16 protein-coding genes and 1 tRNA gene are annotated in these 19,168 nt (G+C 71.9%); 10 read left to right on the top strand and 7 right to left on the bottom strand.

What is annotated here, in order from left to right:
• Positions 1-92: 92 nt before the first annotated feature.
• A tRNA-Cys gene (locus ACIBA9_RS09830) sits at positions 93-164 on the bottom strand.
• Between the two features lie 213 nt (positions 165-377).
• Here ACIBA9_RS09830 and ACIBA9_RS09835 point away from each other — a divergent pair.
• The 4 genes from ACIBA9_RS09835 to ACIBA9_RS09850 all read left to right on the top strand — a co-directional run bounded on the left by ACIBA9_RS09835 (position 378) and on the right by ACIBA9_RS09850 (position 5,742).
• Positions 378-1,832 carry an MFS transporter gene (locus ACIBA9_RS09835; protein ID WP_399361407.1) on the top strand — a complete coding sequence of 485 codons (1,455 nt, stop codon included), beginning with the start codon at positions 378-380 and terminating at the stop codon, positions 1,830-1,832.
• 307 nt (positions 1,833-2,139) lie between these two features.
• Complete coding sequence (locus tag ACIBA9_RS09840; RefSeq protein ID WP_399361409.1) at positions 2,140-3,939, top strand: DEAD/DEAH box helicase; 1,800 nt, start codon at positions 2,140-2,142, stop codon at positions 3,937-3,939.
• 298 nt (positions 3,940-4,237) lie between these two features.
• On the top strand, positions 4,238-4,879 hold the full coding sequence (locus tag ACIBA9_RS09845) for a helix-turn-helix domain-containing protein (RefSeq protein ID WP_362154575.1): 642 nt from the start codon (positions 4,238-4,240) through the stop codon (positions 4,877-4,879).
• A gap of 71 nt (positions 4,880-4,950) precedes the next feature.
• Positions 4,951-5,742 (top strand): S16 family serine protease, encoded by a 792-nt coding sequence (locus ACIBA9_RS09850; RefSeq protein WP_399361411.1) that lies wholly within the window; start codon positions 4,951-4,953, stop codon positions 5,740-5,742.
• 4 nt (positions 5,743-5,746) lie between these two features.
• Here the strand turns inward: ACIBA9_RS09850 and ACIBA9_RS09855 are convergent, their stop codons facing one another.
• Complete coding sequence (locus ACIBA9_RS09855) at positions 5,747-6,241, bottom strand: Lrp/AsnC family transcriptional regulator (protein ID WP_362154570.1); 495 nt, start codon at positions 6,239-6,241, stop codon at positions 5,747-5,749.
• Between the two features lie 124 nt (positions 6,242-6,365).
• Here ACIBA9_RS09855 and hppD point away from each other — a divergent pair, with 124 nt between their 5' ends.
• Positions 6,366-7,511 carry a 4-hydroxyphenylpyruvate dioxygenase gene (gene hppD, locus ACIBA9_RS09860; RefSeq protein ID WP_399361413.1) on the top strand — a complete coding sequence of 382 codons (1,146 nt, stop codon included), beginning with the start codon at positions 6,366-6,368 and terminating at the stop codon, positions 7,509-7,511.
• A gap of 30 nt (positions 7,512-7,541) precedes the next feature.
• On the opposite strand, the gene ACIBA9_RS09865 is transcribed toward hppD, so the two are convergent.
• Complete coding sequence (locus ACIBA9_RS09865) at positions 7,542-9,005, bottom strand: tetratricopeptide repeat protein (protein WP_399361416.1); 1,464 nt, start codon at positions 9,003-9,005, stop codon at positions 7,542-7,544.
• Between the two features lie 92 nt (positions 9,006-9,097).
• On the opposite strand from ACIBA9_RS09865, the gene ACIBA9_RS09870 reads away from it, so the two are divergent.
• Positions 9,098-10,513, top strand: a complete 1,416-nt coding sequence (locus tag ACIBA9_RS09870) for an FAD-binding oxidoreductase (RefSeq protein ID WP_399362080.1) — start codon at positions 9,098-9,100, stop codon at positions 10,511-10,513.
• Positions 10,514-10,530: 17 nt separating this feature from the next.
• Here the strand turns inward: ACIBA9_RS09870 and ACIBA9_RS09875 are convergent, their stop codons facing one another.
• A complete protein-coding gene (locus ACIBA9_RS09875; protein ID WP_399361418.1) occupies positions 10,531-10,944 on the bottom strand; it encodes an SsgA family sporulation/cell division regulator in 414 nt (137 codons plus the stop codon).
• 243 nt (positions 10,945-11,187) lie between these two features.
• Here ACIBA9_RS09875 and ACIBA9_RS09880 point away from each other — a divergent pair, with 243 nt between their 5' ends.
• Together ACIBA9_RS09880 and ACIBA9_RS09885 are read left to right on the top strand one after the other, a co-directional pair.
• Complete coding sequence (locus ACIBA9_RS09880) at positions 11,188-12,702, top strand: RDD family protein (RefSeq protein WP_399361421.1); 1,515 nt, start codon at positions 11,188-11,190, stop codon at positions 12,700-12,702.
• A gap of 72 nt (positions 12,703-12,774) precedes the next feature.
• Complete coding sequence (locus tag ACIBA9_RS09885) at positions 12,775-13,560, top strand: RDD family protein (RefSeq protein ID WP_399361423.1); 786 nt, start codon at positions 12,775-12,777, stop codon at positions 13,558-13,560.
• A gap of 97 nt (positions 13,561-13,657) precedes the next feature.
• On the opposite strand, the gene ACIBA9_RS09890 is transcribed toward ACIBA9_RS09885, so the two are convergent.
• Positions 13,658-13,888 (bottom strand): hypothetical protein, encoded by a 231-nt coding sequence (locus ACIBA9_RS09890; protein ID WP_399361425.1) that lies wholly within the window; start codon positions 13,886-13,888, stop codon positions 13,658-13,660.
• 391 nt (positions 13,889-14,279) lie between these two features.
• Between ACIBA9_RS09890 and ACIBA9_RS09895 the strand changes: the two genes are divergently transcribed.
• Both ACIBA9_RS09895 and ACIBA9_RS09900 read left to right on the top strand, forming a co-directional pair.
• Entirely contained in the window at positions 14,280-16,634 is a 2,355-nt protein-coding gene (locus tag ACIBA9_RS09895) for an immune inhibitor A domain-containing protein (RefSeq protein WP_399361427.1), read from the top strand.
• A 121-nt stretch (positions 16,635-16,755) separates the two neighbouring features.
• Entirely contained in the window at positions 16,756-17,076 is a 321-nt protein-coding gene (locus ACIBA9_RS09900) for a hypothetical protein (protein ID WP_362154548.1), read from the top strand.
• Between the two features lie 22 nt (positions 17,077-17,098).
• Here the strand turns inward: ACIBA9_RS09900 and ACIBA9_RS09905 are convergent, their stop codons facing one another.
• Positions 17,099-17,692 (bottom strand): isochorismatase family protein, encoded by a 594-nt coding sequence (locus ACIBA9_RS09905; RefSeq protein ID WP_399361429.1) that lies wholly within the window; start codon positions 17,690-17,692, stop codon positions 17,099-17,101.
• 103 nt (positions 17,693-17,795) lie between these two features.
• A complete protein-coding gene (locus tag ACIBA9_RS09910; RefSeq protein WP_399361431.1) occupies positions 17,796-19,142 on the bottom strand; it encodes a nicotinate phosphoribosyltransferase in 1,347 nt (448 codons plus the stop codon).
• Positions 19,143-19,168: the final 26 nt, after the last annotated feature.

Here is a 19,168-nt window from a genome sequence, read left to right on the forward strand (position 1 = left end):
CCGTAACTGGGACGGGAACTGAGACTGACGAAGATCAGGGCGGCACCCCTCCGGGGGTGCCGCCCTGCTGTTTGGCCTGTTCGAGACGCCAGAGGCCATGGCGGGATTCGAACCCACGTAACTCGCTTTGCAGGCGAGCCCCTAAACCACTCGGGCACACGGCCGTGTCCTACTTCTCGTTCACGGCCCGGGAACCCGGCCGTGTTCGTGTGATGACCGTAGGCCCGGGGGAGCGGGGGGTTCAAGAGGGCCTCCGGGGTTGCAACGCGGCTGCCATGTGGCGTTCATGAAAGGGGGCGGGCGTACGACCAACGTCGTAGGAGGACCGGGACCTGCGACAGGAGTCAAAGCCGGTTGCGGGCCTTACCCTGACGAGCATGAGTGCCCTCGAATCCCGCGACGCCGCCGTCCTGGACCAGTCTCTAGAACCGGGAGCCGGTGTGCTGGGCCGGTCCTACCGGGCGCTCAGTGTCGGCATCGTCTCCGTCGTCCTGCTGATCGCCTTCGAGGCGACCGCCGTCGGTACCGCGATGCCCGTCGCCGCGCGGGAACTTGACGGCGTCGCCCTGTACGCCTTCGCCTTCTCCGGGTACTTCACGACCAGCCTCTTCGGGATGGTCCTCGCCGGACAGTGGTCCGACCGGCGCGGCCCCCTCGGCGCGCTGTCCACGGGCATCGGCGCCTTCGCCGCGGGACTGGTCGTCGCCGGGACCGCGCGGGTGATGTGGGTGTTCATCCTCGGCCGGGCCGTCCAAGGCCTCGGCGGCGGGCTGGTCATCGTCGCCCTGTACGTCGTCGTCGGCCGCGCCTATCCGGAGCGGCTGCGGCCCGCGATCATGGCGGCCTTCGCGGCCGGCTGGGTCGTGCCCTCGATCGTCGGCCCCCTGGCCTCCGGCGCCGTCACCGAACACCTCGGCTGGCGCTGGGTCTTCCTCGGCATCCCGGCCCTCGTCGTGTTCCCGCTCGCCCTCGCCCTGCCCCAGATACGCCGGCGCGCGGGCGGCCCGGTCGACGCGGCCGCGGGCAGCGCCTCCTTCGACCGCCGGCGCATCCGGCTGGCCCTCGCCGTCTCCCTGGGCGCAGGGCTCCTCCAGTACGCCGCCCAGGACCTGCGCCCCCTCTCCCTGCTCCCCGGACTGGCCGGCACCGCCCTGCTCGTGCCCGCCGTCCTCGGACTCCTCCCGCGCGGCACCTACCGGGCGGCCCGCGGACTGCCCTCCGTCGTGCTGCTGCGCGGCCTGTCCGCCGGGTCCTTCATCGCCGCCGAGTCCTTCGTCCCGCTGATGCTGGTCACCCAGCGCGGTCTGTCGCCGACGCTCGCCGGGTTCTCGCTGGCGGCGGGCGGCGCCACCTGGGCGCTGGGCTCCTGGCTGCAGTCCCGGCCGCGCGTGACGCCGTACCGGGAGCGGCTGATGACCGCCGGGATGGTGCTGGTCGCGGCCGCGATCCTGACCGCGCCCAGCGTGCTGCTGCCCTCGGTGCCCGTGTGGACCGTCGCCGTCGCCTGGGGTTTCGGCTGCCTGGGCATGGGTCTGGTGATGTCCTCCACCAGCGTGCTGCTGCTCCGGCTGTCCGCGCCGGAGGAGGCCGGGCACAACTCCGCCGCGCTGCAGATCTCCGACGCCCTGTCCAACGTCGTCCTGCTGGCGGTGACGGGTGCGGCGTTCGCGGCCCTGGGCGGCGGCAGCGCGTCCGCCGGCGCGGCGGACGCGGCCGGCGCGGCGTCGACGGCCGACGGTACCCATCCCGCCGCCTTCGCCGCCGTGTTCCTGCCGATGGCCGCCGTGGCGCTCGTCGGGGCCTTCGTGACCCGGCGGCTGCGGGAGCGCTGAGCGCCGGGAGCGCGAGGGCGGGTGTACGCCCTGGTCATCGTCAGGCGGGCGTACGCCCTGGTCATCGCCGGGGCGGCCGGGGAGAGGAGCCGTGCGACGGGGCGGCGGGGCGCCCGTGGCGGCTGTGACGTGGATCCCACCCGGGGGCGACCCGGGCTCGTCCGGGCGTCGACGGGAAGGCGGCGCCGGTAGGGTGGCCCGGTTGTCATACGTAGCCGCCCGACCTTGACGATCCCCGGAGACCGTGACTACCGCCCGCCCGTCACCGACCGACACCCTCTATGGAGGGCCTTCCGGGCCCACCCCTATGTCTGCTTCCTCTGCTTCCGCCACGCACTCCCACCACCTCTCTCCCGCCTTCCCCGGCCGCGCCCCCTGGGGCACCGCCAGCAAGCTGCGCGCCTGGCAGCAGGGGGCGATGGAGAAGTACCTCCAGGAGCAACCGCGTGACTTCCTCGCCGTCGCCACACCCGGCGCCGGCAAGACGACCTTCGCGCTGACCCTCGCCTCCTGGCTGCTGCACCACCACGTCGTGCAGCAGGTGACCGTGGTCGCGCCCACCGAGCACCTGAAGAAGCAGTGGGCCGAGGCCGCCGCCCGGATAGGGATCAAGCTCGACCCCGAGTACAGCGCGGGGCCGCTCGGCAGGGAGTACGACGGCGTCGCGGTCACGTACGCCGGTGTCGGCGTCCGCCCGATGCTGCACCGCAACCGGGTCGAGCAGCGCAAGACCCTGGTGATCCTCGACGAGATCCACCACGCAGGCGACTCCAAGTCCTGGGGCGAGGCGTGTCTGGAGGCGTTCGAACCGGCCACGCGTCGGCTCGCGCTGACCGGTACGCCGTTCCGGTCGGACACCAACCCCATCCCGTTCGTGACGTACGAGGAGGGGGCGGACGGCATCCGGCGGTCCTCCGCCGACTACACCTACGGCTACGGCAACGCCCTCGCCGACCACGTCGTGCGGCCCGTCATCTTCCTCTCCTACAGCGGCAACATGCGCTGGCGGACGAAGGCCGGTGACGAGATCGCCGCCCGGCTCGGCGAGCCGATGACGAAGGACGCGGTCAGCCAGGCCTGGCGGACCGCGCTCGACGCACGCGGTGAATGGATGCCCAGCGTGCTGCGCGCCGCCGACCAGCGGCTGACCGAGGTCAGGAAGGCCATCCCGGACGCGGGCGCCCTCGTCATCGCCTCCGACCAGGAGTCCGCCCGCGCCTACGCCAAGCTGATCCGGGAGATCACCGGCACGAAGGCCACCCTCGTCCTCTCCGACGACGTCGGTGCCTCGAAGAGGATCGACGACTTCAGCGCGAGCGATGACCGGTGGATGGTCGCCGTGCGCATGGTGTCCGAAGGCGTCGACGTGCCCCGGCTCGCGGTGGGGGTCTACGCCACGACCATCTCCACCCCGCTGTTCTTCGCCCAGGCCGTCGGGCGTTTCGTGCGTTCCCGGCGGCGCGGCGAGACCGCGTCCGTATTCCTGCCGACCGTCCCCGACCTGCTGACCTTCGCCAACGAGATGGAGAAGGAACGGGACCACGCCCTCGACAAGCCGAAGAAGGAGGGCGAGGAGGACCCGTACGCCGAATCCGAGAAGGAGATGGAGGAGGCGAACAAGGAGCAGGACGAGGACACCGGCGAACAGGACATGCTGCCCTTCGAGGCGCTGGAGTCCGACGCCGTCTTCGACCGGGTGCTGTACGACGGTGCCGAGTTCGGCATGCAGGCGCACCCCGGGAGCGAGGAGGAGCAGGACTACCTCGGCATCCCCGGACTGCTGGAGCCCGACCAGGTGCAGCTGCTGCTCCAGAAGCGGCAGGCCCGGCAGATCGCGCACAGCCGGAAGAAGCCGGACGAGGAGGCGGACCTGCTGGAGCTGCCGGCCGAGCGGCGCCCGGTCGTCTCCCACAAGGAGATGATGGAGCTGCGCAAGCAGCTCAACACCCTGGTCAGCGCCTACGTCCACCAGAGCGGCAAGCCGCACGGGGTCATCCACACCGAGCTGCGGCGGGTGTGCGGGGGGCCGCCGAGCGCGGAGGCGACGGCGGGGCAGCTGCGGCAGCGGATCGACAAGGTGCGGGAGTGGGCCACGCGGATGCGGTGACGTCGGGCCGCCCGCGCCGCCCCGGTGGGCGTAATCCGGACGAATGGCAGCAGGCCGGATCGAGGCTTGCCCGGATTCTGGACGGACACTTCCGCTCAGCGAACCGGCTTCGCTACTGTCCCGCTACGCACACGCCCCGTGGCAGCGCCGCCGCGGAGCGCAGCCGTGAAGCGACTCGGCCCGGCAGTTGCCGGGCCGTCCTGCCGATCGGCGGCCTCTGAAGCGCGTCGCCGACGGGACTCGGTGACGCATACGCCGCTCAGGGGCCGCCGGCCTCACCACCAAAGGAGTGGGCGTCGTGACCGCGGAGACTTCTCAGACGCTCGACCGGGGACTGCGCGTCCTCAAGCTGCTGGCCGACACCGACCACGGGCTGACCGTCACGGAGCTGTCCACCAAACTGGGCGTGAACCGTACCGTGGTGTACCGGTTGCTCGCCACGCTCGAACAGCACGCGCTCGTACGGCGTGACCTGGGCGGGCGCGCCCGGGTCGGACTCGGGGTGCTGCGGCTCGGCCGCCAGGTGCATCCGCTGGTGCGCGAGGCCGCGCTGCCCGCGCTGCGGTCGCTGGCCGAGGACATCGGGGCGACGGCGCATCTGACGCTGGTGGACGGCAGTGAGGCGCTGGCCGTCGCGGTGGTCGAGCCGACCTGGACGGACTATCACGTGGCCTACCGGGCCGGTTTCCGGCATCCCCTGGACCGCGGGGCGGCCGGCCGGGCGATACTCGCCGCACGCCAGTCGCCCTCCGCCGATCCGGGCTACACGCTCACGCACGGCGAACTGGAGGCGGGGGCCAGTGGGGCCGCGGCCCCCCTGGTCGGTGTGACGGGCGTCGAGGGCAGCGTGGGCGTGGTGATGCTGGCGGACGCGGTACCCGAACGGGTGGGGCCCCGGGTGCTGGAGGCGGCGCGGGAGGTCGCGGAGGCGCTGCGCTGACCCGGTCCCCCGGGAGGAACGAAAGTGGCGCAGGGACGGAGGGGCGAGGGGGCGTCACGTAGATTGACCTCGTGCTCTCACGTCTCACACGCTCCCAGGCCGTGGCCGTCTGCGCCCTGCCCGTCGTGGCCCTTTTCGTCACGGCCGGGTTCGCGCCGCTGCCGTTCTCGGTGGCGCAGCCCGGGATGACGGCGAACGTGCTCGGGGAGAACAAGGGCACCGCGGTGATCAGCGTGTCCGGGGCTACGACCCGCAAGACCGGCGGACAGCTGCGGATGACGACGATCGAGGCGACCGGGCCGGACGCCCGGGTGTCCCTCGCCGACGTGCTCGACAACTGGTTCCGCGGCGACCGCGCGGTCATGCCGCGCGACTCGGTCTACCCGAGCGGCGACAACGTCAAGGAGATCGAGAAGCACAACGCGGCCCAGATGCGGCAGTCCCAGGACGCCGCTGCCCAGGCGGCGTTGAGGTACCTGCACCTGAGCGGCGACAAGGTCAAGGTCACCCTGAGGCTCGCCGACGTGGGCGGACCCAGCGCCGGGCTGCTGTTCACCCTGGGGATCATCGACAAACTGGACGGCGACGGCAGCGGCGGCGACCTCACGGGCGGCCGTACCATCGCCGGTACGGGCACGATCACCGCCGACGGCAAGGTCGGCGCGGTCGGCGGGGTGGCCCTGAAGACGCAGGCCGCCCGGCGGGACGGGGCCAGTGTCTTCCTGGTGCCGAAGGCCGAGTGCTCGGACGCCAAGTCGGAGCTGCCCAAGGGGCTCAGACTGGTCCCGGTGACCACCCTGCGGGGGGCGGTCGACGCCCTGCTCGCCCTGGAGAAGGGCAAGGGACCGGTCCCGAGCTGCTAGGCCGTCACTCCCGGTCGGCCGCGTTCCTCTCGCTGTCCGCGGAGGCCTGTTCCACCAGCGGGATGACCCGCAGCGGAACGGGGTTCTCCATGACGATCGCCGTGGAGGCCCGGACGATGCCGTCGAAGCCGACAACCCGGTCGATCACCCGCTGGAGATCGGCGTTCGAGCGGGCCACCAGACGGCACAGCATGTCCCCGCCGCCGGTGGTGGTGAGAAGCTCCAGCACCTCGGGCACGGTCGCCAAGTACGCCCGCACGTCGGCGCCTTGGCCCTGCCGGATCTGGAGCGTGGCGAACGCGGTGACCGGGTAGCCCAGGGCGGCCGGATCCACCTGGGGGCCGAATCCGCGGATGACCCCATTCGACTGAAGCCGGTCCAGGCGCGCCTGGACGGTCCCGCGCGCCACTCCGAGCCTGCGCGACATCTCCAGCACGCCGACGCGCGGTTCCTGAGCCAGCAGCACGATGATCCGCCCGTCCAGCCGGTCGATCCCCATCGGAGCCCTCCCACGGTGGTCATCCTGTACAGAAAGGCCGCCGACCCGGCCGAAGCACTGAACAGATTGTCCATTGGATACGAGAACTATTGCGCACCTTGCAGAGCGGGGCCACCCTTCCGCTATGACGCAGACCACTCACCACACTCCCGACACCGCACGGCAGGCCGACCCCTTCCCGGTCAAGGGAATGGACGCGGTCGTCTTCGCCGTGGGCAACGCCAAGCAGGCGGCGCACTACTACTCCTCCGCCTTCGGCATGAAGCTGGTCGCCTACTCCGGCCCCGAGAACGGCAGCCGGGAGACCGCCAGTTACGTACTGGAGAACGGCTCCGCCCGCTTCGTGTTCACCTCGGTGATCCGGCCGAGCAGCGACTGGGGCCGCTTCCTCGCCCAGCACGTGGCCGAGCACGGCGACGGCGTCGTCGACCTGGCCATCGAGGTCCCGGACGCCCGCGCCGCGCACGCGTACGCGGTCGAGCACGGCGCCCGCTCCGTCGCCGAGCCCCACGAGGTCAAGGACGAGCACGGCACCGTCGTCCTCGCCGCCATCGCCACCTACGGCGAGACCCGCCACACCCTGGTCGAGCGCACCGGCTACGACGGCCCCTACCTGCCCGGATACACGACGGCCAAGCCGATGGTCCAGGCCCCCGCGCACCGCACCTTCCAGGCGATCGACCACTGCGTGGGCAACGTCGAACTCGGGCGTATGAACGAGTGGGTGGGCTTCTACAACAAGGTCATGGGCTTCACGAACATGAAGGAGTTCGTGGGCGACGACATCGCGACCGAGTACAGCGCGCTGATGTCCAAGGTGGTCGCGGACGGCACCCTCAAGGTCAAGTTCCCGATCAACGAGCCGGCGATCGCCAAGAAGAAGTCCCAGATCGACGAGTACCTGGAGTTCTACGGTGGCGCGGGCGTCCAGCACATCGCGCTGAACACCAACGACATCGTGCAGACCGTCCGCACGATGCGCGCGGCCGGCGTCGAGTTCCTCGACACCCCCGACTCGTACTACGACACCCTCGGCGAGTGGGTGGGCGACACCCGCGTGCCGATCGACACCCTGCGCGAACTGAAGATCCTCGCGGACCGCGACGAGGACGGCTACCTGCTGCAGATCTTCACCAAGCCGGTCCAGGACCGCCCGACCGTCTTCTTCGAGCTGATCGAGCGGCACGGCTCGATGGGCTTCGGCAAGGGCAACTTCAAGGCCCTGTTCGAGGCGATCGAGCGCGAGCAGGACCGGCGGGGCAACCTGTAGCCGAGGCGTCGCCGCTCCCGCCGGGCCCCGCTAAGGGGCCTCGGCGGGCAGCGGCTCCTCCGGTACGTCGCCCAGCGCGGCCAGCGCCTCGCGCGCCTCGGGCGCTCGCAGCGGGGAGAAGTAGGGGTTGATCCGGAGCGCCTCCTGCAGATGGCGCCGGGCCGGCCCGGACAGCTCCAGCTCGCCCTCGATGATCCCCCGGTGGAACGCGTACGGCGCGCTGCGCACCCCGCCGCCCTTCGTCTGGTCCGTGGCGACGGAGGCGTAGGTCAGCGCCTCCTTGTCGTCGCCGGCCCGGTGCAGCGCCCAGCCGAGCGCGTCGGCCACCTCGATGCCCGGCTGGCGCCGGTACTCCTCCTCCAGCCGCTCCACCGCCTCGAACGGGTCCCCGTGGTCCGCCTCGAACCGGCCGATCAGCAGCTCCTCGTCGACGCCGGCCGCCACCGCCTGCCGCACCCGCGTCCGGAACTGCGCGTACTGCGCCGTGGCGGACCGGTCCTGCCCCAGCGACTCGTACAACTCGCCCAGCTCCAGGATGTCCTCCGGGTCCGGCTGCCGGGCCAGTGCCGTCCGGTAGGCGGTCAGCGCCTCCGTCGTGCGGCCCAGCGCGGCCAGCGTCCGCCCCCGCCCGGTCAGCGCCGCCCGCCGGCCCGGTTCCAGGCGCAGGGCCGCCTCGAAGTGCCGCAACGCTTCCTTCAGGTCGCCCCGCTCCCAGGCCAGCTGCCCAAGCCCGGTCAGATAGGCGGCCTGCTCGGCGGGTGTGCGGGCGGCCGCCGCCGCGTCGGTCAGCTGGGCCACCGCGTCCTCGCGCCAGCCGCGGTCCCGGTAGACCGCCGCGGCCCGCGCCATCACGGCGGGCCGCTCCGCCGCGCCGGTGCGCAGCCCCAGCAGCTTGTCCAGGGCCTTGTGGGCCGCGTCGTAGTCGCCGAGCCCGTTGTAGGCGTCGATCACCGGCGGATACGAGGCCCACCGGCCGGGCGACGCCTTCAGCGCCTGCTCGGCGTACTGCTTCGCCGCCGGGAAGTCCCGCCGCGCCAGGGCCAGCGCCGCCAGACCGTCCAGCGCCTCGGTGTTGCGCGCGCCGCGCACCCGCAGCGAGGTCCGCAGCGCCTGTTCCGCCTTCGGAAAGCTCGCCGGGTCGGCCGCCTCGCGCCCCCGCTCGACGTACGCCGTGCCCAGCACCGCCCACGCACGTGCGTCCCGCGGCTGTGCCCGCACCCGCTGCTCCTGCTGCCCGATCAGCGCCGTCAGCTGGGGCAGCGCGGCCGGCACCCCGAAGGTCACCGCGGCCGGCGCCTGCACCCGGGGTCCCGCCGCGGGCGCCGGTGCCGTCCCGTGCCGCCGGTCCCGGGGCGACAGGGTCAGCACCGCGCCCGCGGCCACGCCGCCCGCCAGGGCGACGACCAGCACCCGGCGCGGCCACCGCAGACGGCGGCGCGGCGGAGGTGGCCCGGCGATCGGGGACGTTCCCGGCGCGCTCAGTCGGTTGTCCATGGCGCTCACTGTGCGTCAATATGACGAACGCATCCGGGCGGCCCAAGGGCGGCGCGTGTGGGGTTCACACCGATGGCCGCGAGTGCGAACCTGTGATCATGAGCCGCATCGAAGCACCTCGCGGTGAAGACACCGCGGCAGCCGCCGACCTCGTCGGCCGGCTCCTGGCCGGGCTGCCCCCCGAGGCCGTCCTGACCGACCCCGAGGTCACGTCCTCCTACGCCAACGACATGGCCAGCTTCTGCGCGGCCGGCGCCCCGTCCGTCGTGGTGCTGCCCCGCACGGTGGACCAGGTGCAACACGTCATGCGCACCGCCACCGAACTGCGGGTCCCGGTCGTGCCGCAGGGCGCGCGCACCGGACTGTCCGGCGGCGCCAACACCACGGAGGGCTGCATCGCGCTGTCCCTCACCAAGATGGACCGCATCCTGGAGATCAGCCCCGTCGACCGGATCGCCGTGGTCGAACCGGGGGTGATCAACGCGGCCCTCTCCCGCGCCGTCGAGGAGCACGGACTGTGCTACCCGCCGGACCCGTCCAGCTGGGAGATGTGCACGATCGGCGGCAACATCGGCACCGCCTCGGGCGGGCTGTGCTGCGTCAAGTACGGCGTGACCGCCGAGTACGTCCTCGGTCTGGACGTCGTCCTCGCCGACGGCCGGCTGATGTCAACCGGCCGCCGCACCGCGAAGGGCGTCGCCGGCTACGACCTCACCCGGCTGTTCGTCGGCTCCGAGGGCTCGCTGGGCATCGTCGTCCGCGCGGTCCTCGCCCTCCGCCCCAAACCGCCGCGGCAGCTGGTGCTGGCCGCCGAGTTCGCCTCCGCCACCGCCGCCTGCGACGCCGTGTGCCGGATCATGGAGGGCGGTCACGTCCCCTCCCTCCTCGAACTGATGGACCGTACGACCGTCAAGGCCGTCAACGCCCTCGCCCACATGGGCCTGCCGGAGAGCACCGAGGCACTGCTGCTGGCCGCCTTCGACACCCCGGACCCGGCCGCCGACCTCGCCGCCGTCGGCGCCCTGTGCGAGGCGGCCGGCGCCACCCAGGTCGTCCCCGCCGAGGACGCCACCGAGTCCGAGATGCTGTTGCAGGCCAGGCGGCTCTCGCTGACCGCGCTGGAGGCGGTCAAGGGCACGACGATGATCGACGACGTGTGCGTACCGCGCTCCCGGCTCGGCGCCATGCTCGACGGGGTGGAGCGGATCGCCGGCAAGTACGACCTGACCATCGGCGTCTGCGCCCACGCCGGGGACGGCAATACCCACCCCACCGTCTGCTTCGACGCCCGCGACCCCGAGGAGTCCCGGCGCGCCCGGGAGTCGTTCGACGAGATCATGGCCCTCGGCCTGGAGCTGGGCGGCACCATCACCGGCGAGCACGGCGTCGGGGTCCTGAAGAAGGAGTGGCTCGCCCGGGAGATCGGCCCCGTGGGCGTGGAGATGCAGCGGGCCGTCAAGCAGGTCTTCGACCCGCTGGGCATCCTCAACCCCGGCAAGCTGTTCTGACCCGGTGCCGGGGGCGTTCACCGGGCGAGCAGCTGGTCGAGCGCGTCGTCGATGCCCAGCCGGCCGCCCTCGGCGCCCGGCGGCACCACCCGCAGCGTCCGCTCCAGCCAGGCCGACACCTGCGGGACCGGCGCCTGGAGCAGCGCGTCCCCGTCGGGCGAGCTGAGCGCCATCAGCACGACGCCCCGCCCGTCGACCTTGGTCGGCCAGACCCGCACGTCCCCGTGCCCGCACGGCCGGAACACCCCCTCGACCAGCAGGTCGCGGGCGAACGTCCAGTCGACCGGGTGCTCGGAGTCGATGTGGAAGGTGATGTGGACGGCGTAGGGGTCCTCGGTGCGGTAGCCGAGCCGGACCGGGACCGGGATGCTGCGCTCCGGTGACAGGACGAGCCTCAACTCCAGCTCCCGTTGCACCACGGTGTGACGCATGGCCTGCGTTTCCTTTCCTCGTCGAATCGTGCCGGGCCGCCCGGTGGGTGCCCGTACCGGGGAGAGGGGGCCGGGGCCCGGCCGTTACGCGGGTTCGGAGAAGTTTTTTCGCGGACCGGCGCGTGTCGGCAACGGCGTTGCCCGGAAAGGAGTGGGTCCGGCCGGACTGGCGGTGGGGGATGCCCGCGTCTGATAGATGTGGAGGCTCCCACCCCACCCCCGAGCAGATACGGGACGACGGACATGAGCGCCCCAACCCCGGCCCCAGGTGACGACAGGCCCCGCGAGGGCTACTACCCGGACCCGTCCATCCCCGGTTACGTCCGGTACTGGAACGGCGCCTCCTGGGTGCCCGGCACCAGCCGGCCGGCGCCGCAGGACGGCGAGCAGCTCACCCCGCCCCCCGGTGTGCGCCCGGCGGCCCCGGCCGTCGAGGAGACCGGCCCCCACTTCTTCGACGAGGACCCCCAGCCGCCCTCCGCGGTCCCGGGGCACCCGGGCCCCGGCGACGCCGACCGGCCGGTCGACCCGAGGATCGCCGCCGCCGGTCCGGCCGCGGCCCGCGCCGACGGCACGGCACCGGTCCCGCCGGCGCGGGACGGCGAGCCCGATCCCGGCGGCACGTTCATCTTCAGGCGCCCGGTGCCGGGCCCGGCGGCCGTGACGGACGACGGCACGATGACCTTCCGCCCGGCGCCCGGACAACCCGGACAGCACGCGCAGGGCACCGGTTTCGGGGCGCCGGGCTCGGGCGAGGCACAGGGCACCGGCTTCGGGGCGCCCGGTTCCGGCCCGGGCACACCGGGTGGCACCGGCTTCGGAGCTCCGGGCACCGGCCCGGCGCCCGGAGCGGGCTTCGGCACGCAGGGACCGGTCGGCGTGCCGGCACCGTCCTCGCCCTCGGCCCCCGGCGCCACGCCCGGCACCCCGGCCGCCGGTCCCGGTTTCGGCGCCGGCAAGGCCGCCGCGGCCCGTGCCGCCGCACAGGCTCCGGCGGCGGCACAGCCCGGTCAGCCCGCGCCCCCGGCGCAGCACGCGCCGGCACCGCACGGCTTCCCGGCCGCCGCCCAGCAGCCACCGGCCGCCTCCGCCGTGGCGCCCTCGGTGCCGCGTCAGGGCGGCGCCGGGACGCCGCTGGCCGCTGGTGCCGGCGGCGGGCAGACCTCCTGGGCGCAGCAGGTGCACCAGCTGGCCGGGGGCGCCGACGAGCAGCCCGTGGCGCCGTGGAAGCCGCCGGTGGAGGACGTGTTCCAGGCGGCCGCGCGCCGCCAGGCGGCGGCCCGTCCCGCCGGACTCGGCAAGCGGTTCGCCGCCCGGCTGGTGGACAGCGTGGTGGTGGGCGCCGTGACGGCCGCCGCGGCCGTCCCCCTCGGTCTGCGGGCTGCCGACCACATCCAGCAGAAGATCGACGAGGCCCGGCTGTCCGGCCGTACCGTCACCGTCTGGCTGCTCGACGGCACGACCGGCACCAGCCTGGGCGTCGTCCTCGCCGTGCTGCTCGTGTCCGGGGTGGTCTTCGAGGTGCTGCCCACCGCCAGGTGGGGCCGCACCCTGGGCAAGAGGCTGTGCCGGATCGAGGTGCGTGACATCGAGGCGCACGAGCCCCCGGGTTTCGGTCCGGCGCTGCGCCGCTGGCTGGTGTACAGCGTGCCGGGGCTGCTCGGCATCGGGATCGTGGGCGTGCTGTGGTGCCTGTTCGACCGGCCCTGGCGCCAGTGCTGGCACGACAAGGCGGCCCATACCTTCGTGGCGGGCTGACCGCGGCGCCCGGCTACTCCGTACGGCGGCTCGCCGGATGCGCGGCCGTGATCTTCGGGTTCCACTCGGGCCATGAGCAGCGAACCGCCCCCCGGCTCCGGACAGCAGCCACCGGAGGACGACCCGTTCGAAAAGCGGCCCCCCTCGGAGGCGGGGTCGGGCTCGCCGTACGACGCCCCGTACGGCGGTGCCCAGCAGCCCCCGCCGCCCGGTGGCCAGCCCCCGCCTCCGGGCGGCCAGCAGCCACCTCCCTACGGAGGCGCCCAGCCCCCGCCGCCCGGCGGCGGCCCCTATGGCGGCGGTCCCTATGGGGGCAGCCCCTACGGCGGCGGTCCCTACGGGGGTGGTCCGTATGAGGGTGGCCCCCAGGGAGGCGGTCCCGGCGGCTACCCGGGTGATCCCCTGGCGGGCATGCCGCCGCTCGCCGACAGCGGCAGACGGACGCTCGCGCGGATCCTCGACATGATCCTCGTCGGCATCGTCGTCTGGCTGCTCACCTGGGCCTTCGGGGTGCGCCAGTACGACGTGAACGGCGACCACATCGAGGTCGGCAGATCGGTCGCGCAGTCCGTGATCGCGGCCGTCCTCTACGTCGCCTACGACACCCTCCTGATCGGCAGGACCGGGCAGACCCTCGGTATGAAGTGGCTGAACATGCGGGTGGCCAACCTGGAGAACGGCGCCACCCCCTCCCCCCAGACCTCGCTCATCCGCGCCCTGGTGCTGTGGGTGCCGTTCGCCTTCTGCTGCGCCTGCATCTGGACCGCGATCTGCGGCGGCTGGAGCTACTTCGACAAGCCCTACAAACAGGGTCTGCACGACAAGGCGGCCAAGACGGTGGTGGTCGGCACCCGTTGAACGAACGCGTCACGCGTGCGCGCGCGAGAGCGGCGGACCGTCACCCGACGGTTCCGCCGCTCATGTACTTCCCCTACGCGGCGAGGTCGGGCGCCGGTCACAGCCTCGTGGGCACGCGTTCCTCGTCGGTCACGGCCTCGGCGGGCGCCTGGACGGCTCGGGGAGCGGGAACCGTCATGGCCACCAGGAGCCCCAGGGCGAGTGCCGCGAGGGCGATGACGGCGATCCCCAGGCCCGAACTCGTCTGGGAGAGCAGCAGCATGGCGAGCGTCGAGAGGATCACGGTGCAGGAACCGTAGGCGATCTGTGCGGCGGTCGGACGAGGCATGGCAATCGTGTCCTCGGAAGTCTTCGGGATTCTTGAGGGGGGTGCCGTTCGACTCTCTTCGCGTGCATGCCCGAGCGAGGCGGTCGGTAAGCGTGACCTAACCCACGGTACGGATGCACAGGGGGCGCACGGAGTCATGGGCACGGCCAGCAGGTGGAACCCCGCGCCCGGCGAGGGGTGGTCCGCTGTTCGGCGGCGGGCCCCGGGGCGTTCGCAAAGCGAACGCACGCTCCGCATAGTGCACTTGTCCTGCTCAAGTCAAGGTCTGTCTTTTCTTCTAAACCTCTAGTCAAATGTCGTCACTTGATTACACGCGTTGATCGTGCGCGCACGGATTCCTCCAAGACCCGGGACCCCCTGTCCGTGTGCGCGGCGCGGGGGAGGAACTCAAGTGACCAGCAGATCCTGGATGTTCAGAACGGCCGCGATCGGTGTGACACTGGCGGCCGCGTCCGCCACGTTCGCGACGTTCGCCGTCGCCGAGGCGAGCACCACCGCCAGGCCGGCCGCCGTGAACCGGCACGACCCGGCTCCGGTGAAGCAGCAGACGCACGACCTCGACGGCCCGCTGAGCAAGACCCAGAGGGCTCAGCGTCAGGAGGCCCTGAACCAGGTCATATCGGGCAAGGCCAAGGCGAAGGAGCGCAACGGCTCCAAGGTCGTCCAGCTCAAGAGCAGGAAGGGCGACAGCAAGTACGTCGAGCTGAGTCGCGAGAAGACCGACAAGATCTTCACCATCCTGGTGGAGTTCGGGGACCAGAAGGACCCCAAGGCGGGTGGCACGGCCGGCCCGCTGCACAACCAGATCGCCGCGCCGGACCGCAAGAAGGACAACTCGACGGCCTGGCAGAAGGACTACAACAAGAAGCACTACCAGGACCTGTACTTCGGCACCGGCAAGAAGACCGAGTCGCTGAAGAAGTACTACGAGAAGCAGTCCTCGGGCCGCTACTCGGTCGACGGCGAGGTCACGGACTGGGTCAAGGTCCCCTACAACGAGGCCCGTTACGGCAACAACGCCTGTGGCGCCACCAACTGCCCGAGCGTGTGGAACGTCGTCAGCGACGGCCTGAACGCGTGGGTCGCCCAGCAGAAGGCGGCCGGCAAGTCCGACGCCGCCATCAAGGCGGACCTGGCCAAGTACGACCAGTGGGACCGCTACGACTACGACGGCGACGGCAACTTCAACGAGCCGGACGGCTACGTCGACCACTTCCAGATCGTGCACGCCGGTGAGGACGAGTCCGCGGGCGGCGGTGCCCAGGGCACCGACGCGATCTGGGCCCACCGCTGGTACGCCTTCGGCACCGACGCCGGCGCCACCGGTCCCGCGGGCAACAAGCTCGGCGGCGCGCAGGTCGGCGACACCGGTGTCTGGGTCGGCGACTACACCATCCAGCCGGAGAACGGCGGCCTCGGCGTCTTCGCCCACGAGTACGGCCACGACCTCGGTCTGCCGGACGAGTACGACACCAACGGCGGCGACAACTCCACCGGCTTCTGGACGCTCATGTCCTCCGGCTCCTGGCTGGGCACCGGCAAGGAGTCCATCGGTAACCTGCCCGGCGACATGAACGCCTGGGACAAGCTCCAGCTGGGCTGGCTGAACTACGACAGCGGCAAGGCCGGCGTCTCCTCCTGGCACAAGCTGGGCCTGGCCGAGTACAACACCAAGTACCGGCAGGCGCTGGTCGTCTCGCTGCCGGACAAGGCGGTCAAGACCGAGATCGTCGCCCCGGCGCAGGGCTCGGCCCAGTGGTGGAGCGGCAGCGGTGACAACCTCAAGAACACGCTGACCCGTTCCGTCGACCTCACCGGCAAGTCGTCGGCGGCCCTGACGCTGGACGGCTGGTACGACATCGAGAACGGCTACGACTACCTTTACACCGAGGTGTCGACCGACGGCGGTGCCAACTGGACCGCGCTGGACGGCACGGTGGACGGCCAGGCCATCCCGCGTGACGGCTCCGGCAAGCCGGCCCTGACCGGCACGGTCGACGGCTACAAGAAGCTGTCGTACTCGCTGGACGCCTACGCGGGCAAGAAGGTCGACGTCCGCTTCCGCTACCAGACCGACGGCGGTGTGGCGCAGAAGGGCTTCGCGGCCGACGAGATCGCGGTCACCGCGGACGGTTCGACGGTGTTCTCGGACGACGCCGAGAGCGCCGACGCCGGCTGGACCGCCACCGGCTTCTCCCGCATCGGCGCGTCCTTCACCAAGGACTACAAGCAGTACTACATCGCCGAGAACCGGCAGTACGTGTCGTACGACAAGACCCTCAAGGTCGGCCCGTACAACTTCGGTTCGGCCAAGCGCCCCGACTGGGTCGAGCACTACCCGTACCAGAACGGTCTGCTGATCTGGAAGTGGGACACCTCCCAGGCGGACAACAACACCAATGTCCACGACCACCCGGGTACGGGCGAGATCCTGCCGGTCGACGCGCACCCGACGGCGCTGAAGTACTCCGACGGCACGCTGCTGCGCAACCGCATCCAGGCCTACGACTCGCCGTTCAGCCTGGACCGCACGGACGCCTTCACGCTGCACAAGGCGGACAAGGCCACGAAGATCAAGTCGCAGAAGGGTGTGCCGGTCTTCAACGACCACACCAGCACCTACTACGACCCGTCCAACCCGACCGGTGGTGTCAAGATCACTGACACCAACACCAAGATCAAGATCATCAAGCAGGCCAAGGACGGCTCGACGATCGAGCTGGAAGTCGGCCCCGCGGTGAAGTAGCGGATATTTTCGCAGGTCAGAAGCGTATCGGCGGCAACCCCCTGGCGGGTTGCCGCCGATCGTGTTTAGGTGCGTCCTGTGCTTCGCTTATTGACACCGAACGAAACGGGGATGTGACCGCATGGCCGCAGGAGGCTTCTGCAAGCTGCCGAACGGCACGGTGGTGGTGGCGCTCAACCTGCCCTACGGCTCGGCCGCGGTGCGGGTGCTGGTGCACGCGCAGAACCGGGCCAGGGCCCTGACCAGGTTGCGGAACCTGGGCCTGCGGGCGATCTACCTGCGGGGCAACGCGGCGCCTCCGACGCCGGACGAGATCACCGCCGTGCTGCACCATCCCGACGGCCTGATATGGCGCACGGCGCCCGACAACGGTGTCACCGCGACGGAGCTGTGGCACCCCATACGCGCCCTGCTGCGCCGACCGGCGGTCGTCCAGGGCTGAGGGGGTGCGCGGTGCCCGTCGCTCAGCCGCCGACCATCGGCTTGCCGGTGAGTTCCACCCCGGCCTCGCGGAGCTGTTCCAGGGCTCTCTCGGTGGTTTCCGGGGCCACCCCCGCCGTCAGGTCCAGCAGGACGTGGGTGCGAAAGCCCTCGCGCGCCGCGTCCAGTGCCGTGGCCCGTACGCAGTGGTCGGTGGCGATGCCGACGACGTCGACCTCGTCGATGTGGCGGGCGCGCAGCCAGTCGGCCAGCGGGACGCCGTTCTCGTCGGCGCCCTCGAAGCCGCTGTACGCCGCCGAGTACGCCCCCTTGTCGAACACGGCGTCCACCGCGCCGGAGGCGACCGCGGGGGCGAAGTTCGGGTGGAAGCCCACGCCCTCCGTGCCCGCGACGCAGTGCGCGGGCCAGGAGCGGACGTAGTCGGGGTTGTCCGCGAAGTGGCCGCCCGGCGCGATGTGGTGATCGCGGGTGGCCACCACATGGCGGTATCCGGACCCCGCCGCCTGGCCGATCAGCTCGGTGACGGCGGCGGCCACGTCGGCGCCGCCGGCCACCGCGAGACTGCCCCCCTCGCAGAAGTCGTTCTGCACGTCTACGACGATCAAGGCGCGGCGCATGGTGGGTGTCCTTCGGCTGAGGGTTAAGTAACCGAGCCTAGACACTTACCGGCTCGTGCGGGAGGGGGCGTCGAGGGGCAGACGCGCATTGTCAGACAGGGCCTTAGCTACCCGAATCGCCCTGGACGTACTCCGTCGGAATGACGGGTTCCCCCCGGGACAGCTGGATCGCGGACAGGGGCAGGCTCGCGCGGGCGGCGATATGGCGCTCGCGCGGCACGTCCAGCGATTCGCGGGCGACCACCGCACCGCCCTTGACCAGCTGCACCAGCAGCTGCCGGTCGGCCAGCTCGTGCGGCACCGGTCCGGTGCCGACCACCTCGGCCTGCGCGATCCCCTCCTCGTCCAGCCGCCGGGCCGCCCACTTGCGGCCGCCCACGGACGTCTTGCCACTGCTGGACTTCTTCGCCACCGGCACCAGCGGCGCCCCGGGATCGGCCGTCGTCGCGCGGGCGACCAGCTTGTAGACCATCTCGGCGGTGGGGTGCCCGGAGCCGGTCACCAGCTGGGTGCCGACGCCGTACGCGTCCACGGGCGCGGCGGCCAGCGAGGCGATGGCGTACTCGTCCAGGTCCGAGGTCACGACGATCTTCGTGTTCCGCGCACCCAGCTCGTCCAGCTGCTGTCGCACCCGGTGGGCCACCAGCAGCAGGTCGCCGGAGTCGATGCGGACCGCGCCCAGCTCGGGTCCGGCCACCTCCACCGCCGTACGGACCGCCTCGGCGACGTCGTAGGTGTCGACGAGCAGGGTGGTGCCCCGGCCGAGGGCGTCCACCTGGGCCTGGAAGGCGTCCCGCTCGTTGTCGTGCAGCAGGGTGAAGGCGTGGGCGGAGGTGCCGACGGTCGGGATGCCGTAGCGGAAGCCGGCCGCCAGGTCCGAGGTGGTGGCGAAGCCGCCGACGTACGCGGCGCGCGCGGCGGCCACCGCGGCCAGCTCGTGGGTGCGGCGGGCGCCCATCTCGATCAGCGGTCGGCCGCCGGCGGCGGCGGCCATCCGGGAGGCGGCGGCCGCGATCGCGGAGTCGTGGTTGAGGATGGACAGGATCACCGTCTCCAGCAGCACGCACTCGGCGAACGTGCCCTCCACCCGCATGACCGGGGAGCCCGGGAAGTACACCTCGCCCTCGGGGTAGCCCCACACGTCCCCGCTGAAGCGGTAGCCGGCGAGCCACTCCAGGGTCGGCTCGTCGACGATCTTCCGCTCGCGCAGGAAGTCGAGGACGTCCGGGTCGAAGCGGAAGTTCTCCACCGCGTCCAGGACGCGCCCGGTGCCGGCCACCACGCCGTAGCGGCGCCCGTGCGGCAGCCGCCGGGTGAAGACTTCGAACACGCTCCGCCGTTCGGCCGTACCGGCCTTCAGCGCGGCCTGCAACATCGTCAGCTCGTACTGGTCCGTGAAGAGTGCCGTCGACGGAACATCCACCGGCAGCCCAAGGTCCGCTGTGTTCATGGCAAGGATGGTACCCCCATCTCGTC

This window comes from Streptomyces sp. NPDC051452 (genome assembly GCF_044454765.1).
In the GTDB taxonomy this organism is placed as follows: domain Bacteria; phylum Actinomycetota; class Actinomycetes; order Streptomycetales; family Streptomycetaceae; genus Streptomyces.

Bases quoted from the DNA above. Each gene is read 5' to 3' on its own strand.
- ACIBA9_RS09890 (WP_399361425.1), bottom strand. From the start codon at position 13,888: ATGCCTCGTCCGACCGCCGCACAGATCGCCTACGGTTCCTGCACCGTG.
- ACIBA9_RS09840 (WP_399361409.1), top strand. From the start codon at position 2,140: ATGTCTGCTTCCTCTGCTTCCGCCACGCACTCCCACCACCTCTCTCCC.
- ACIBA9_RS09880 (WP_399361421.1), top strand. From the start codon at position 11,188: ATGAGCGCCCCAACCCCGGCCCCAGGTGACGACAGGCCCCGCGAGGGC.
- ACIBA9_RS09900 (WP_362154548.1), top strand. From the start codon at position 16,756: ATGGCCGCAGGAGGCTTCTGCAAGCTGCCGAACGGCACGGTGGTGGTG.
- hppD (WP_399361413.1), top strand. From the start codon at position 6,366: ATGACGCAGACCACTCACCACACTCCCGACACCGCACGGCAGGCCGAC.
- ACIBA9_RS09835 (WP_399361407.1), top strand. From the start codon at position 378: ATGAGTGCCCTCGAATCCCGCGACGCCGCCGTCCTGGACCAGTCTCTA.
- ACIBA9_RS09885 (WP_399361423.1), top strand. From the start codon at position 12,775: ATGAGCAGCGAACCGCCCCCCGGCTCCGGACAGCAGCCACCGGAGGAC.
- ACIBA9_RS09865 (WP_399361416.1), bottom strand. From the start codon at position 9,005: ATGGACAACCGACTGAGCGCGCCGGGAACGTCCCCGATCGCCGGGCCA.
- ACIBA9_RS09905 (WP_399361429.1), bottom strand. From the start codon at position 17,692: ATGCGCCGCGCCTTGATCGTCGTAGACGTGCAGAACGACTTCTGCGAG.
- ACIBA9_RS09855 (WP_362154570.1), bottom strand. From the start codon at position 6,241: ATGGGGATCGACCGGCTGGACGGGCGGATCATCGTGCTGCTGGCTCAG.
- ACIBA9_RS09875 (WP_399361418.1), bottom strand. From the start codon at position 10,944: ATGCGTCACACCGTGGTGCAACGGGAGCTGGAGTTGAGGCTCGTCCTG.
- ACIBA9_RS09910 (WP_399361431.1), bottom strand. From the start codon at position 19,142: ATGAACACAGCGGACCTTGGGCTGCCGGTGGATGTTCCGTCGACGGCA.